Below are 14,490 nucleotides of genomic sequence, written 5' to 3'. Positions count from 1 at the left end.
ACCGAACCTAGCAGTTAAGCTCGTAAACGCTGAAAGTACTTGGGGGGCAGCCCTCTGGGAGGATAGGAACTTGCCAACTCTACCAAATGCTTCTTTAGCTCAGTTGGTAGAGCCCACGACTGTTAATCGTGTTGTCGCTGGTTCGAGTCCAGCAAGAAGCGCCATTAAAGAATATATAGACAACCTTTGAGGGTTGTTTTTTTTTACCCTATTATAAAACTAATCATTGACAATAAAGAGTTTTTATGATAGAATACCTAAGTTAATAAACGGATATTCCGCTATAAACACCAAAAATATTATATGAATATCTTAAGGGAGGATTATAAATGAAAGAAAGATTAATCGCTCTAGTTGAGCAAAATTATTTAAGAACTGATATCCCTCAATTCAAAGCAGGAGATACAGTAGGAGTTTACTACAAAGTAAAAGAAGGAAACAAAGAAAGAGTACAATTATTCCAAGGAACAGTAATCAGAGTTGCTGGATCAGGAATCGCTAAATCTTTCACAGTTAGAAAAGTAGTAGACGGTGTAGGAGTAGAAAGAATCATACCTTTAAACTCTCCAATGATCGATAAAATCGAAGTAGTTAAAGTAGGAAGAGTAAGAAGATCTAAACTTTACTACTTAAGAGGACTTTCTGGTAAAAAAGCTAGAATCAAAGAACTTAGAAAATAGTAAAATAAAAAAGACCAAGGGTTTATCCTTTGGTTTTTTTATTTTAGATTATATTAAGTTTTTTCAAAAAATAATTTTTAAAAATACTTTTAAATTTTTATAAAAATCATTAAAAAACTGTTGGTTTTTCTAGTAGTTACTTTTAAAAATCAATTACTAGTATTTGTAATAATTAAATTTAATTTTTTATAAAATATAAAATATTGTATAATCAAAAAAGATTTAGATTTTTAGAGAATAATAAAAAATAATTGAGAATTTATTAATAATTTGAGAAGAATTATTATATTTTTGTAGGTACGAATATAAAAAAATAATTAAGATAAATTTTATCATTTTAATGATTTAAGTTGAAGTATAATTTTTTTAAGAGGTATAAAAATAAAAAATTTAGGTATGATAAGTAGAGATAAAGAAAATTAAGTAATAAAAAAACCACTTAGTAAAAAGTGGCTTAATATTTTAAATGGTGCATCATATCAGACTTGAACTGATGACCGTACGATTAAGAGTCGTATGCTCTACCAACTGAGCTAATGATGCAAATAAATTTAACGGATAAAGTATACCACTAAGTTTAGAATTTGTAAAGAGTTTTTATAAAAAAATCCATTTTATTGAATAAAAATCTTTTCTATGATAAAATATTTATGTTATTTTTGACAAAATAAGGAAAAAAACTGTCTTAATTAAAGATTATGAATAAATTATTTAAGGAGAAAATATGAGTAGAGAAAATTTTATATTCAATATAATATTTTATATTATTTTAAGTTTATTTTTTTTATATCTTTTTGTTAAGGAAAAAACTTTATCTGCTAAAATAAAAAGTATGATAGAAAATTTTTCTGAAAATATCTGTGATTCGTTGGGAATTGTAGAGGAGAAAAAGAGAAAAAATATAGCATCTGTTTTGAATGGAATTGAATCTATTATTACAGCAATAGTATTGGTTCTTATTATTCAAAGATTTTATTTAGGAAATTTTATGGTGCCAACAGGTTCAATGGAACCAACTATTATGCCAAAAGATAGACTTTTTGGAAATATGGTTTCATATAAATTTAGAGCTCCAAAAAGAGAAGAGATAGTTGTATTTAAAGAGCCTATTCAAAATAAAGTTCTTTATACAAAAAGAATAATGGGACTTCCTGGAGAAAATGTTTGTATAAAAGATAATTATTTGTATATAAACAATAATAAAATAGAAAGTAGAAATTATTCCCCACTTGGAGATTTAGGAAATAATACTTGGATTGTTCCTAAAAAAGGTGACAAAGTGACTATTATACCTGGAGGAAATTATACAGAAGAATATATGAGAAGAAATATAAATGTTGGAAGAATCCAAGATATACTTCTTCAAAATCCAGGAGAGATAAAAGAGGCTATTCCAAGTCTTGAATTTTATGTAAATGGCGAAAGAACAGGAATGATACTTGATTTGGTTCACGATAAAAAAGTTATAAAAGATCTTATGGACGGAAAAACTATTGAAACTACATTGGAAGATGATTATTATCTAGCTCTTGGAGATAATACAAATGGAAGTTATGATTCAAGAATGTGGGGATTTGTAAAAGAGGATAGAATAAGAGGAAAAGCTTTTGTAAGATTTTGGCCTATTAACAAAATAAAATTATTAAAATAAGAAAATAAAATATTATTTAAAGATTTGGTAAAATATGATATTATAATATCATAAATAAAATGTTGGTTTTAACGAACTAATAAAAAATAAATATAGGGTAAGAGAGAAATGTATAAGATTTGTAATGAAACTAATATGGAGGATATTGCAAAACTTGAAAAAGAGATCTTTAAGTTTAGTGGATATTCTTACAAGGAACTTTGTGAAATGAACCAGAAGAAAGAGCTTTATAGTTTTTTCTCAGCAAAAGATGAAGAAGATAAAATGGTAGGATATATTATTTTATTTGATAATAGTGATTCTTTGGAAATTATGAAGATTGGAGTTTTACCAGAGGTAAGACAAAGGGGAATTGCTAGTTTACTGATAGATGAGGTAAAAAGAAAAGACCGTGATATTTTTTTAGAAGTAAGGGAAAATAATATGAGTGCCATAAAATTTTATGAAAAAAATTCTTTTGCAGTTGTTGGAAAAAGAAAAAATTATTATAGTGATACTGGGGAAAGTGCTATTTTAATGATGTGGCAAAAATAAAGAGGGTTATAGATGGATACAGTAAAGGACAAAAAAAGATATGAGAAATATTTAATTTTACTTATATTATTATCACTTTATCTTTCTTTGGCTGAAACATTGATACCAAAACCATTTCCTTGGTTAAAAGTAGGACTTGCCAATATAGGTGGAATAATAGCTCTGGAAAAATTTGGTAAACAAATGGCTGTTGAAGTTGTTGTACTTAGAATATTAATTCAGGGACTTATGCTGGGAACTTTATTTACCCCTGGATTTATTATAAGTTTTGTATCTGGAATGGGTAGTCTTTCAATAATGATATTTTTATATCATTTTAGAAATAAATTAACACTGGTGTCAATAAGTATGCTTTCGGCGTTGACTCACAATATTATTCAGCTATTGGTTGTATATTTTCTACTTTTTAGAAATATAAATATCAATTCTAAATATATAATGTTCTTCATCTTTGGATTTTTGATACTAGGGTGTATATCTGGATTGATAACCGGAATAATAGGAGAAAAATTATTATTGAGAAGGAGTAAAAAATTATGAGAAAATACTTTGGAACAGATGGAATTAGAGGAGAGGCAAATAGAGAATTATCGGCAGATCTAGCAATGAGACTTGGATATGCTTTGGGATATTATTTAAAGAAAAATAATCCTGATAAGAAAAAAATAAAAGTTATAATGGGATCTGACACAAGAATATCTGGTTATATGTTAAGATCAGCTCTTACAGCAGGATTAAACTCAATGGGAATAAATATTGATTTCGTTGGTGTAATTCCTACACCGGGAGTTGCATATATCACTCAAGTAAAAGAAGCTGAAGCTGGAATAATGATATCTGCATCACACAATCCTGCAAAAGACAATGGAATCAAAATTTTTGGAAAAGATGGTTGCAAACTTCCTGATGAAATAGAAGAAGAATTAGAAGGATATATGGATTCTTTAGAAGAAATAACTAAAAATCCAATAGCTGGAGATGAATTAGGAAAATTCAAATATGCTCAAGATGATTATTTCCTATATAGAGATCACTTAAAATCAATTGTTAGAGGTGATTTCTCAGGAATGAAAATCATATTAGACGCAGCTAATGGTTCAGCTTATAGAGCTGCAAAAGATGTATTTTTATCACTTGGAGCTGAAATTGTAGTTATAAATGACGCTCCTAATGGAACAAATATAAATGTAAAATGTGGTTCTACTCACCCAGAAATTTTATCAAAAGTTGTTGTTGGATACGAGGCTGATTTAGGACTTGCTTATGATGGAGATGCTGACAGATTAATTGCTGTTGATAAAAATGGAAATATAGTAGACGGAGATAAAGTTATAGCTACTCTTGCTGTTGAAATGAAAAAGAAAAATCTTTTAAATGGAAATAGAGTAGTAACAACTGTTATGAGTAATATGGGTCTTGAATCTTTCCTAAATGAAAATGGAATAGTTTTAGTAAGAGCAAATGTTGGAGATAGATATGTTCTTGAAAAAATGAAACTTCAAGGTCTAAATCTTGGTGGAGAACAATCAGGACATATTATAATGCTAGACTATGGAACTACTGGAGATGGAATTCAAACTTCATTAAAATTAGTTGAAACATTAAGAGATTCTGGAAAATCTTTAGCTGAAGTGGTTGAAAAAATAAAAGATTGGCCACAAGTATTAATAAATGTAAGAGCGAAAGATAATAGCGCTAAAAATTCATGGAGCTCTAATAAAAAAATAGAAGCTGTAATTCTTGAAAAAGAAAAAGAGATGGCAAGTCAAGGAAGAGTTTTAGTTAGAACATCTGGAACTGAGCCAATAGTAAGAGTAATGGTTGAGGGAAAAGATGGAGAAATGGTAAAAAGAATAGCTAATGAGATAGCTGATGTAGTAAAAGCTGAATTAGCATAATATAAAAATAGCAGGACTAACAATCCTGCTATTTTTTTAAATCTTCAGCTAATTTATCAAAGTCAATTTCCTCAAAAAATTTTGGAATATATTTTGAAGGAATTTGTTTTTGGTTTATACTATCAAAAATCTCTTTATTAAAAGGAATTTTTACAGAGATTTTATAATTTTTTTTATTTAGGAATTTTTCTAACTTCTCAGAAATCTCCAAAGATAAATCATATTTATTGATTATAAAAAAAGGCTCTATTCTAAATCTTTTTATTAAATCCAAAACTCTCTCTAAATCGTGAAGTCCAGAAAGTGTAGGCTCTACAACTACTACAGCTTTTTTAACACCTGTTAAAGAGCTTATAACATTACAAGCAATCCCCGGAGCCCCATCTAAAATAATATTTTGCTTATTTTCTCTTTCAGCTATGGATTTTGTAGTTTTTCTAACCTCTGCCACAAGTTTTCCAGAATTTTCTTCTCCCGGAATAAGAGAGGCGTGAACCATCTCTCCATAGGAAGTATCAGATATAAAAAGATTTCCAGCTTTATTGTCTATCTCTTTTATAGCACCAAATGGACAAACAATCTGACAAACTCCGCAACCCTCACATTTTGTAGGATTATCAATGGCAGAAAATTTACAAACTTTAAAACATTTTCCACACTCTTTACAAAGAGACATATCCCTTACAAATTTTTTCATTCCAAAGAACTCTTTTTTTTCTAGATCCTTTGGAGAAAGTAGTATTTTTAGGTTGGGAGCATCAACATCACAATCTCCTATTATAAGATTATCAAAATACGGAATAAGGGAAGCAGTTACAGTGGTTTTACCAGTACCACCTTTACCAGAAATTACAACTATTTCATTAAATTTCATATTTCTTCACCTCATTTAAGATATTTTCAAAAATCTCTTTATATTTTGGACTTATATGAGATAAAACCTCTCCCTTTGCATAATTTTTTGCAATATCTTTATCAAATGGGATTTTTCCAAGAATAGATATTTTATTTTCTAATGCAAAATTTAAAATTTCTCTATCATCTCCCAAAGATTTATTTATTATTATTCCAAAAGGTATTTTTAAATCTTTTAAAAGTTCCACTACAAGTTTCATATCACTAAGACCAAAAGGAGATGGCTCAGTAACAATAACTGCAAAATCAGCTACTTCAACAGAAGCCACAGTTGTACAAGATGTCCCTGGTGGGCAGTCGATTATAAAATCAGATTCTTTAGTTTTAGAATAAATATCTTTTATGATTTTTACTCCAGACATCTCACCTATATTCAGTTTTCCATATTTCATTGGAGAATTAAAAAAAGTTTTTCCTGAGAAAATATTTCCAATCTCTCTTTTTTCATAAGTGATAGCTTTGAAGTCGCAAATAATTTCGCAACCTCCACAGTCGTGGCAACTTTCTTCAAAAACTAAAACTTTTTTTCTACTAGGAATAATAGCATTAAATCTACAAAAATCCCCACATTTTCCACATAAATTACATTTTTCAGCGTCAACTATTGGGTAATGAGTAAAGCAAGGAGTAGTTTCGATATCTTTTGGTTTTAAAAATATATGTGAGTTAGGCTCTTCAATATCTGTATCAATTAAAAGATTTTTTGTAATATAGGCAAGGTTTGAACTTACGGTTGTTTTACCTGTACCACCTTTACCACTTAAAATTGCAAGTTTCAAAAAATCACTCTCCTAAGCTTTTCTAAGCCCCATTGGTTTTGAAGAAAGGTCATATTTTTCTAGAGTATTTTCGTTGAAAGCCTTAACTATTTCATCAACTTTTTCTAAATCTTTAAATTTGAAAGTAGGAATTTCTAAATCGTAGATTAACTCTCCAGCTTTTGGTCCAATTTCTCTAGCTATTATCGTATCTATTTCATACTTTAAAAGATTTTTTACAGCTTTTAATCCAGCATCTGTTGCCTCATCTTTTGCCTCATTTTCTATTATTTCAAATTCCTTTGTATCACTATCAATAATAATAAAAAAAGGTGTTCTACCAAATCTTTCATCAACAAATGAATTGTAATCATTTTCTTTAAGTGCTATTGCAAGTTTCATTTTTCCTCCTTATAAAAAAGCTACTGCAAAAATTGTAGCAGTAGCTATAAAAATTATTATTCGTGGTCGTGGTGATGATGAGTACAAGCTGATCCTTTAGAGTAAAGTTCTCCTTCAAGATATACTTTTAAAACGTCCTCAATATTTCCACAAGCTCCAAGTATAACTTCTCCACCGTTAGCTTTTATAAGGTCGATTGCTCTTTGTCCCATTCCACCTGTTATAACTACATTTATATTATTAGCAGCGATAAATTTAGGGAAAACTCCAGGTGCGTGTTCAGGTGCAACAAGTATTTCTTTTTTTACAATTTTTCCGTCTTCAATAGAGAATACAGCAAATTTTGCACAATGTCCAAAATGTTCCTCAACAGTTATTTCATCATTTGTTGGAAATCCAACTCTTAAAATTTCATTACTCATAGTATCATCTCCTATATTTTCTTTTGTATATTCTAAATGTGTATTTTTTAGTTTAATTGATTGTTGGTATAAAAGTCCCTCTAAGATTTTTTTTCTTCCACTATTTAAAAGTCTTTGGATAGTTCCCCTAGAAACTTTCATAATCTCAGCAGTTTCAATTTGATTTTTTCCTTCATAATCACAGAGTCTCAAAGCCTCAAGCTCATCAATCTCTATTTCAATTATTTCAGTTTCAGAAAGAGGAATACCATTTGGTTTAAAAATATATTCACCATTAAGAGTTCTACAACATCTTACTTTTTTACATCTAGGCATAAATCTCCTCCTTTTTTATATTGTGCATATGCACAATATAATTATATTCCTATTTTTTTTATTTGTCAACAAAAATAAAAAAATACTGGCAAAATAAATACCAGTATTTTTGAGAAAAACTATGATAAGTTAAATGAACAGATTATTATTTGATTTGTCAGCTTCACCAAGATATTGTCCTACGCCACCAAAAGAGATTCCATCAACTAATTCTTCCTCTTTTATTCCCATAACGTCCATTGACATAGTACAAGCCACTAAGTTAGCTCCATCTTCTATACTTTTTTTCATAAGTTCTTCAAGAGACATAATATTTTTCCTATTCATTATATCTCTGATCATTTTAGATCCCATTCCGAAGAAGTTCATTTTTGATAGAGGTAAACCTTTGCTATTTTTTGGAAGCATCATATCAAACATTTTTTCTAAGCTTGATTTATTTGGTAGAGATTTTTTTCTAAGGATTGATAATCCCCAGAAAGTAAAGAACATTGTTACTTTTTTTCCCATTGCTAAAGCTCCATTTGCAATAATAAATGCCGCGATAGCTTTGTCTAGCTCTCCACTAAAAACTACAATAGTCATAGCATCATTAGTTTCAATAATTTTATTTTCTTTGTTATTAGAATTTATTTCATTTCCCAAACCTTTTTGTAAAGTAGCATAGATTGTTTTATCTTGTTTTTTAAGTTCAACCAATCTATTTTTTGTAACCTTAGCCCAACTTTGAATATCGTTATAAAATCCTGGATCAGTAACTTTTACTTTTAAAATATCGTCTTGGTTAAGTTCGTCGATTTTATTTTTTATTTTTACAAGTGGTCCTGGGCAAGAAAGTCCAGAAAGATTTAGATAATCTTTTTCATCAATGGGAGTATTATTATCATTTTTTATTTCATTATTTATTTCTTTTTTTGAAACTTTTATTTCAGATAATTTGCTTTTAAATCCACCAGCAATATTTTTTACTTTGTACCCTTTAGATATTAAAAATCTACTAGCAATATACCCTCTAAGCCCAACAGCACAATAAGTTAAAATTTCTTTATCCTTTGGAAGTTCAGAAAATCTTTTTCTTAATTGGCTAAGAGGAATATTTATAGAATTTTCAAATTTTCCGCCAATAAGTTCAAGCTCTTCTCTTACATCTAAAATTATTTGTTTTTCTCTGTCGAAATTTTCAAGATCTTCAACATATGATTGCTCTATTAAACCATCTTCTATATTTTGACCAATAAATCCACTCATATTTGCAGGAGATTTTGCAGAAGAATAAGGTGGAGAATAAGCTAAATCAAGTTCAGACAAATCATCAATAGTTCCTCTAAATTTAAGAACCGTTGCAATAACATCTATAAATTTATCAACACCATTAAGTCCAACAGCTTGAGCTCCCAAAACTTTTTTAGTTTCTTTTTCATATAAAAGTTTTATAGAGATAGGTGTAGCTCCTGGATAATATCCAGCGTGGTCATTAGGGTGAAGATAGATTTTTTCAAAGTTTTTACCAAGAGATTTTAAACTTCTTTCATTTAATCCAGTAGCTCCTCCAGTAAGATTAAAAACTTTTATTATAGAAGTTCCAAAACTTCCTTTATAAATCTCATCTTTTCCAGAAATATTTCCAGCTACAATTCTTCCTTGTCTATTAGCAGGACCAGCAAGGGCGATAGCCACATCTTGACCAGTTACAAAATGTTTTACAAGGATAGCATCTCCAAGGGCGTAAATATCTTTTATGTTAGTTTCAAGATGCTCATTTACTAATATATGACCTCTCTCTCCAAGATTTATTCCAGAATTATTTAAAAACTTTGTATCAGGAGAAACACCAATAGCTAAAATTACGATATCTCCTTTAATAACATTTCCATTTTCAAGAGAAACTAAAACTTCTTCATCTTCATTTTGGAATTTTATAACTTTATTATTTGTTAGTAGATTAATTCCGTTGTTTGCAAGCTGAGCCTCTAAAATATTTGACATCTCGCTGTCGAAAGGAGCTAATATATTAGGAGCAGCCTCTATAAGAGTTGTTGTGATACCTATCTCTTGTAGATTTTCAGCAACTTCTACTCCGATAAATCCTCCACCAATAACAATAGCCTCTTTAACAGATTTTATTTTTTCCATAATTTTATCAAGGTCAGTTACATTTCTAAGAGTATAGATATTTTTTCCGCCAATTCCATCAATAGGAGGAACTAAAGGTTTTGCTCCAGGAGCTAATACAAGATAATCAAAAGATTCTTTGTACTCTTCTCCATTTTTAGTTTTAACCATTACAGATTTTTCTTGAGAATTTACTGAGATAACCTCACTATTAACTCTTATATCAAGATTAAATCTTTCTTTTAAACTTTCAGGAGTTTGAACTAATAAACTTTCTCTATTTTCAATTACTCCACCAATATGATATGGTAAACCACAATTGGCAAAAGAAACGTGTTGTCCTTTTTCAAATAAAATTATTTCTAAATCTTCATTTAATCTTCTAAGTCTAGTGGCAGTAGAAGCTCCACCAGCAACTCCACCAACAATTAAAACTTTTTTCATAACTATCCCTCCTTAAATTATAACAATGAAAAGATATCTTTATTTTAAAATTTTTAATTTTATTTTTTTAAAAATTGTGTATATTTCAATTATAAAATAATTATCATTTAAAGTAAAGTACAGTCTTTTTTGTCCATATTTACTTTTTTATCAGTAAGTTATAAAATATATTATATTAGAAAAAATAAAATTTTTTTTATAATAATATATGAGGAGGGGAGAATATGGATTTAAAAAAACAATATAACTGCTATTTTGAAATGACACTTGATATAATGGGTGGAAAGTGGAAACCAATAATTTTATATTACATAAATCATAATGGAGTAGCAAGACACAGCGATTTAAAAAGATTTATTCCTAGTATAAATGAAAGAATGTTAACAAGACAGTTGAGAGAATTAGAAAATGATATGCTTATAACAAGAAAAGTTTATCCAGTCGTACCACCAAAGGTAGAATATTCTTTAACCGAATGTGGAAAAAGTTTAATTCCGATTCTGACCTCTTTGATAGAATGGGGGAAAAATTACGCTCACTCAATGGATTATAAAAATTTCAAAATGGATATACCTGATGACAAAGAAACTGTGGAAAGATAATATGTTACATAAAAAAGTGTGGTTAAAATTTGATATTTCAGGAAGAAAAATTTAATATAAAAAAATTAAAAGATTTAATTTAACTTGCTATATAAAAAATTTTGTGAGATAATGGGTATATTGTAGGTGGAATGTTAAGTTTTACCTAATCATATAAAAAATAAATTATTATAATATAAAAAAGATATAAAAAATAGAGGATATTTATGTATAAAAATTTTTCGAAAGTTTATGATAAATTTATGGAAATTTGTGATTATAATGAATGGGTTTCTTTATTAGAAAGTTATATTAAGGATTATAATCAATCAGGAAATAAAATTTTAGATTTAGGTTGTGGAACAGGAGAGACTTTAGTAAGACTTAGTGAAAAATATCAATGTTCTGGGTTAGATCTTTCAGAGGGAATGTTAAAAAAAGCTAAGATAAAACTAAAAGGAAAAAATGTTCCTCTATTTCTTGGAGATATGAGAGAGTTTGACACAAATGAAAAATATGATGTAATCTATTCATTTTTCGATACAGTAAATCATCTTACTTCATTAGAAGATTTAAATGATTTGTTTAATAGTGTAAAAAATTCTTTAAATGAAAATGGTATCTATATTTTTGATGTAGTGGATAGAGAGTTTATGGAAAAGATGTTTCCAAATGATATTTATGCAGATTCAAGAAAAGATTTTGCAATGATATGGGAGCATTTTTATGACGAAGAGGAAAACTTAGATCAGATAGAGGCTTCATATTTTATAAAAAATAAAAATGGAACTTATGATAGACTAAATGAGTTTTATGAAAAAAGAATATTTACTTACAAAGAGATTGAAGACTGTGTAAAAAATTCAGGTCTTTCTTTGGAGAAATGTGAAGAAAATCAAGATTTGGCAGGGAAAAGATATTTTTATATTTTAAAAAATAAATAAAAAAGTGATAAAAATGTTAAAGTTTAATAAAGATTTTTTTAAATATTTTGCCTTATTGGGAACTTTAGGTTTTACAATAATGGGAAATATATTGGTATCTTTAGGAATTTATAAATTAATAGAAAAATTTTTGTTTAAAAGCCAGTTGCTATTCATAATTTTTTTATTTTTAGGGGTAGCAAGTGGGTTTTATAACGTTTATAGAATGATAATGAAAAAATAAGGAGAATTATGGAAGAGGTAAAAAAAATTATAAAAAATTCAACTATCACTTCTTTAGTAATTCTTATTTATGGAGTTTTAATTAGAAGTAGAGAAGTATATATAGGAATGTTTGGGGGTTCTTTAGTTTCTATCCTTTGTTTTTATATGATATACATAGATGTAAAAACAAGTATAATCAAGGGAGCGAATTTTAAATCAGGAGTTTTGGGATATCTAAAAAGATATGCTATATATCTTTTGGTTTTAGCAGGAGCATCATATTTCTTTGACTTAGCAATGATGTTAGGTACTGCCATAGGTTTGTTAAATGTAAAATTTAATATATTACTAGTGGTTTTATATAAAAATCTTTTAAAATGGAAAGATAAGTACTTAAAATAAAAAAGAGAGGAGATTCTTATGAGCGTAACATTTATTACTCCACCTCTAGTGGAAGGACCAAAGATAGCTTTTTTCATTCCACTTCCAGAGTTTCTTGAAAAATTACCTCTAGGGGTAGCAATGGGAAATGGAAGAGTGGGTTTACCTGTTACAATGACAGTAGTAGGAAGTTGGTTCTGTATATTTGTCCTATTCTTATTATTTAAGATGGGAACAAGAAATATGAAGCTAGTTCCAGAATCTAAATTACAAATCTTACTTGAGTCATTATATAATTTCTTAGACGGAATTATAAATCAGATGATAGGTAAATGGAAAAAGAAATACTTCAGTTTTATTTCTTGTTTGTGTCTGTTCATATTTACAGGAAATATTCTAACGTTTTTCCCAATACCTTGGCTTTCAAAAGATGCCACAGGAATGGTATTAGCTCCAGCTTTTAGAGCTCCAACAGCAGATTTGAATACTACAGTTGGATTAGCTTTATTGACAACAATAGTATTTGTTGGAACTAATATATCAAGGATAGGTGTGTTAGGATATTTTAAAGGTTTTACAGAACCAGTACCAATATTATTACCACTTAATATAATTGGAGAGTTAGCTAAACCAGTAAATATGTCTTTCAGATTGTTTGGAAATATGTTCGCAGGAATGGTTATATTAGGACTTTTATATAAAGCTGTTCCAGCAGTAATACCAGCACCACTTCATTTATATTTTGACTTATTCAGTGGAGCGGTACAAAGTTTTGTATTTACAATGCTAGCCCTTGTACATATACAAGGAGCATTAGGTGATTCTGAGCCTAATGAGTTGGTAAATAATTAATATAAAAAATAAAAATTTTAGGAGGTAAAACAATATGGATATGTTATTAGCAAAAACAGTAGTTTTAGCAGCGTCAGCAGTAGGTGCAGGATGTGCAATGATAGCTGGATTAGGACCAGGGATTGGAGAAGGTTATGCAGCTGGTAAAGCAGTAGAAGCTGTAGCAAGACAACCAGAAGCTAAAGGAGATATAATTTCTACAATGATTTTAGGACAAGCGATATCTGAGTCAACAGGTATTTACTCTCTAGTTGTTGCAATGATATTACTATATGCAAATCCATTTATATCAATGTTAGCAAACTAATGAATTGATATTTTAAAAATGGAAAGGAGGGAGCATTTTGGCAGCACAAACAATGCCCGCTATTTCAATTGATATCAATATGTTTTGGCAAATAATAAACTTCTTTATTTTAGTAGTTGTGTTTAATAAATTCTTTAAAAAACCATTAGCTAAAATCTTAAAAGAGAGAAGAGAACAAATATCAGGAGATTTAGAGGAAGCTAAAAAAGATAGAGAAATAGCTAATTCTGAAATAGAAAAGGCTAAAATAATATTAAGAGAAGCTAAAGATGAAGCTCATGAAATAATTACAAATGCTGAGAAAAAAGCAGATGAAAGAAGAGAAGAAATAATAAAAAGTGCTACATTCCAAAGAGATAAAATGCTTAAAAGTGCTGAAATAGAAGTTGTAAAAATGAAAGAAAGAGCAAGAAAAGAAGTAAAAGAAGAAATGCAAAAACTTGCTATCCAACTTGCTGAAAAAATCATAAACGAAAAATTAGATTCTAAAAAAGGAAGTGCTCTTGTAGATAACTTTATAGATGAAATGGGAGAACTATAATGGCAGACAATAAAGTCGGAAGAAGATATGCAGAAGCTATCTTTTCTGTAGGAGAATCTAATAATAATTTACAAGAGATATACGAAGCACTTAACAGTTTAATGGAAATGTATCTAAAAGATAAAGAGTTTAAAAATCTTATAGACCACCCATTAATCTCATTGGAAGAGAAAAAGAGCTTTTTAGATAAAATTTTTGTTGATGAATCTCAAGAGGTAAAAAACATATTATTTTATCTATTAGATAAGGGAAGAGTTTCTGATATAAGAGAGATTGTGGCAGAATATCTAAAAATATATTATGCAAAAAATCAAATTTTAGATGTAGAAGCTACTTTTGCTATGGAACTTACTGAAGCTCAAAAAGCTAAACTTGTAGCTAATTTGGAAAAGAGTACAAAGAAAAAAGTAAATATTAAAGTAAATGTAGATAAGTCAATAATAGGTGGAGGAATCCTAAAAATAGGAGATAAAATAATAGATGGAACTATTAAAACTCAACTATCAACATTGGCTAAACAAAATTAACATACACATATTGGAGGTGTAT

18 protein-coding genes and 2 tRNA genes are annotated in these 14,490 nt (G+C 28.6%); 14 read left to right on the top strand and 6 right to left on the bottom strand.

All coding sequences use genetic code 11. The features are described 5' to 3' along the window. The first annotated feature begins 88 nt into the window (after positions 1-88). A tRNA-Asn gene (locus I6E15_RS06925) sits at positions 89-164 on the top strand. Positions 165-329: 165 nt separating this feature from the next. Continuing rightward, positions 330-680, top strand: a complete 351-nt coding sequence (rplS, locus tag I6E15_RS06920) for a 50S ribosomal protein L19 (protein WP_235247112.1) — start codon at positions 330-332, stop codon at positions 678-680. Between the two features lie 467 nt (positions 681-1,147). On the opposite strand, the gene I6E15_RS06915 is transcribed toward rplS, so the two are convergent. Beyond that, a tRNA-Lys gene (locus tag I6E15_RS06915) sits at positions 1,148-1,223 on the bottom strand. 181 nt (positions 1,224-1,404) lie between these two features. Between I6E15_RS06915 and lepB the strand changes: the two genes are divergently transcribed. From lepB to glmM, 4 genes are all read left to right on the top strand, one after another. After that, positions 1,405-2,331 (top strand): signal peptidase I, encoded by a 927-nt coding sequence (gene lepB / locus I6E15_RS06910; protein WP_235247111.1) that lies wholly within the window; start codon positions 1,405-1,407, stop codon positions 2,329-2,331. Between the two features lie 108 nt (positions 2,332-2,439). Beyond that, positions 2,440-2,865: a ribosomal protein S18-alanine N-acetyltransferase gene (rimI, locus tag I6E15_RS06905; protein ID WP_177160151.1), complete on the top strand. Its 426-nt coding sequence runs from the start codon at positions 2,440-2,442 to the stop codon at positions 2,863-2,865. Between the two features lie 12 nt (positions 2,866-2,877). Then, entirely contained in the window at positions 2,878-3,405 is a 528-nt protein-coding gene (locus I6E15_RS06900; RefSeq protein WP_177160150.1) for a Gx transporter family protein, read from the top strand. Beyond that, positions 3,402-4,763, top strand: coding sequence for a phosphoglucosamine mutase (gene glmM, locus I6E15_RS06895; RefSeq protein ID WP_235247110.1), 1,362 nt, complete (start codon positions 3,402-3,404; stop codon positions 4,761-4,763). Before I6E15_RS06900 ends, glmM begins: the two co-directional genes overlap by 4 nt. A 28-nt stretch (positions 4,764-4,791) precedes the next feature. Here glmM and I6E15_RS06890 read toward each other — a convergent pair whose 3' ends face one another. From I6E15_RS06890 to I6E15_RS06870, 5 genes are all read right to left on the bottom strand, one after another. Beyond that, on the bottom strand, positions 4,792-5,637 hold the full coding sequence (locus tag I6E15_RS06890; protein WP_235247109.1) for an ATP-binding protein: 846 nt from the start codon (positions 5,635-5,637) through the stop codon (positions 4,792-4,794). Beyond that, positions 5,627-6,457: a P-loop NTPase gene (locus I6E15_RS06885; protein WP_235247108.1), complete on the bottom strand. Its 831-nt coding sequence runs from the start codon at positions 6,455-6,457 to the stop codon at positions 5,627-5,629. The genes I6E15_RS06890 and I6E15_RS06885 overlap by 11 nt, the downstream gene beginning before the upstream one ends. A 12-nt stretch (positions 6,458-6,469) precedes the next feature. Further along, positions 6,470-6,838: a NifB/NifX family molybdenum-iron cluster-binding protein gene (locus I6E15_RS06880; protein WP_235247107.1), complete on the bottom strand. Its 369-nt coding sequence runs from the start codon at positions 6,836-6,838 to the stop codon at positions 6,470-6,472. Between the two features lie 56 nt (positions 6,839-6,894). After that, positions 6,895-7,575 (bottom strand): NifB/NifX family molybdenum-iron cluster-binding protein, encoded by a 681-nt coding sequence (locus I6E15_RS06875; RefSeq protein WP_235247106.1) that lies wholly within the window; start codon positions 7,573-7,575, stop codon positions 6,895-6,897. 129 nt (positions 7,576-7,704) lie between these two features. After that, complete coding sequence (locus I6E15_RS06870; RefSeq protein WP_235247105.1) at positions 7,705-10,131, bottom strand: FAD-dependent oxidoreductase; 2,427 nt, start codon at positions 10,129-10,131, stop codon at positions 7,705-7,707. A gap of 224 nt (positions 10,132-10,355) precedes the next feature. Between I6E15_RS06870 and I6E15_RS06865 the strand changes: the two genes are divergently transcribed. The 8 genes from I6E15_RS06865 to atpH all read left to right on the top strand — a co-directional run bounded on the left by I6E15_RS06865 (position 10,356) and on the right by atpH (position 14,468). Then, a complete protein-coding gene (locus tag I6E15_RS06865) occupies positions 10,356-10,733 on the top strand; it encodes a winged helix-turn-helix transcriptional regulator (protein WP_235247104.1) in 378 nt (125 codons plus the stop codon). A gap of 206 nt (positions 10,734-10,939) precedes the next feature. Then, positions 10,940-11,656, top strand: coding sequence for a class I SAM-dependent DNA methyltransferase (locus I6E15_RS06860; RefSeq protein ID WP_235247103.1), 717 nt, complete (start codon positions 10,940-10,942; stop codon positions 11,654-11,656). A 13-nt stretch (positions 11,657-11,669) separates the two neighbouring features. After that, positions 11,670-11,879, top strand: coding sequence for an AtpZ/AtpI family protein (locus I6E15_RS10310; protein WP_177160135.1), 210 nt, complete (start codon positions 11,670-11,672; stop codon positions 11,877-11,879). 8 nt (positions 11,880-11,887) lie between these two features. After that, positions 11,888-12,262, top strand: coding sequence for an ATP synthase subunit I (locus I6E15_RS06855; protein ID WP_235247102.1), 375 nt, complete (start codon positions 11,888-11,890; stop codon positions 12,260-12,262). An 18-nt stretch (positions 12,263-12,280) separates the two neighbouring features. Further along, positions 12,281-13,093: a F0F1 ATP synthase subunit A gene (atpB, locus tag I6E15_RS06850; RefSeq protein ID WP_177160133.1), complete on the top strand. Its 813-nt coding sequence runs from the start codon at positions 12,281-12,283 to the stop codon at positions 13,091-13,093. A gap of 34 nt (positions 13,094-13,127) precedes the next feature. Next, positions 13,128-13,400: an ATP synthase F0 subunit C gene (atpE, locus tag I6E15_RS06845; RefSeq protein ID WP_177160132.1), complete on the top strand. Its 273-nt coding sequence runs from the start codon at positions 13,128-13,130 to the stop codon at positions 13,398-13,400. Between the two features lie 37 nt (positions 13,401-13,437). Further along, a complete protein-coding gene (gene atpF, locus I6E15_RS06840) occupies positions 13,438-13,941 on the top strand; it encodes a F0F1 ATP synthase subunit B (RefSeq protein ID WP_177160131.1) in 504 nt (167 codons plus the stop codon). After that, positions 13,941-14,468, top strand: coding sequence for an ATP synthase F1 subunit delta (atpH, locus tag I6E15_RS06835; RefSeq protein WP_177160130.1), 528 nt, complete (start codon positions 13,941-13,943; stop codon positions 14,466-14,468). The genes atpF and atpH overlap by 1 nt, the downstream gene beginning before the upstream one ends. Positions 14,469-14,490: the final 22 nt, after the last annotated feature.

It is taken from the genome of Fusobacterium perfoetens, assembly GCF_021531475.1.
In the GTDB taxonomy this organism is placed as follows: domain Bacteria; phylum Fusobacteriota; class Fusobacteriia; order Fusobacteriales; family Fusobacteriaceae; genus Fusobacterium_B.
Note: the sequence above shows the minus strand (reverse complement) of the source record. Positions and strands in the feature narration are given on the sequence as shown.

What these genes read in the sequence shown, in the direction of transcription:
- rplS (WP_235247112.1), top strand. Translation starts at nt 330, where the DNA reads ATGAAAGAAAGATTAATCGCTCTAGTTGAGCAAAATTATTTAAGAACT.
- lepB (WP_235247111.1), top strand. Translation starts at nt 1,405, where the DNA reads ATGAGTAGAGAAAATTTTATATTCAATATAATATTTTATATTATTTTA.
- rimI (WP_177160151.1), top strand. Translation starts at nt 2,440, where the DNA reads ATGTATAAGATTTGTAATGAAACTAATATGGAGGATATTGCAAAACTT.
- I6E15_RS06900 (WP_177160150.1), top strand. Translation starts at nt 2,878, where the DNA reads ATGGATACAGTAAAGGACAAAAAAAGATATGAGAAATATTTAATTTTA.
- glmM (WP_235247110.1), top strand. Translation starts at nt 3,402, where the DNA reads ATGAGAAAATACTTTGGAACAGATGGAATTAGAGGAGAGGCAAATAGA.
- I6E15_RS06890 (WP_235247109.1), bottom strand. Translation starts at nt 5,637, where the DNA reads ATGAAATTTAATGAAATAGTTGTAATTTCTGGTAAAGGTGGTACTGGT.
- I6E15_RS06880 (WP_235247107.1), bottom strand. Translation starts at nt 6,838, where the DNA reads ATGAAACTTGCAATAGCACTTAAAGAAAATGATTACAATTCATTTGTT.
- I6E15_RS06875 (WP_235247106.1), bottom strand. Translation starts at nt 7,575, where the DNA reads ATGCCTAGATGTAAAAAAGTAAGATGTTGTAGAACTCTTAATGGTGAA.
- I6E15_RS06870 (WP_235247105.1), bottom strand. Translation starts at nt 10,131, where the DNA reads ATGAAAAAAGTTTTAATTGTTGGTGGAGTTGCTGGTGGAGCTTCTACT.
- I6E15_RS06865 (WP_235247104.1), top strand. Translation starts at nt 10,356, where the DNA reads ATGGATTTAAAAAAACAATATAACTGCTATTTTGAAATGACACTTGAT.
- I6E15_RS06860 (WP_235247103.1), top strand. Translation starts at nt 10,940, where the DNA reads ATGTATAAAAATTTTTCGAAAGTTTATGATAAATTTATGGAAATTTGT.
- I6E15_RS10310 (WP_177160135.1), top strand. Translation starts at nt 11,670, where the DNA reads ATGTTAAAGTTTAATAAAGATTTTTTTAAATATTTTGCCTTATTGGGA.
- I6E15_RS06855 (WP_235247102.1), top strand. Translation starts at nt 11,888, where the DNA reads ATGGAAGAGGTAAAAAAAATTATAAAAAATTCAACTATCACTTCTTTA.
- atpB (WP_177160133.1), top strand. Translation starts at nt 12,281, where the DNA reads ATGAGCGTAACATTTATTACTCCACCTCTAGTGGAAGGACCAAAGATA.
- atpE (WP_177160132.1), top strand. Translation starts at nt 13,128, where the DNA reads ATGGATATGTTATTAGCAAAAACAGTAGTTTTAGCAGCGTCAGCAGTA.
- atpH (WP_177160130.1), top strand. Translation starts at nt 13,941, where the DNA reads ATGGCAGACAATAAAGTCGGAAGAAGATATGCAGAAGCTATCTTTTCT.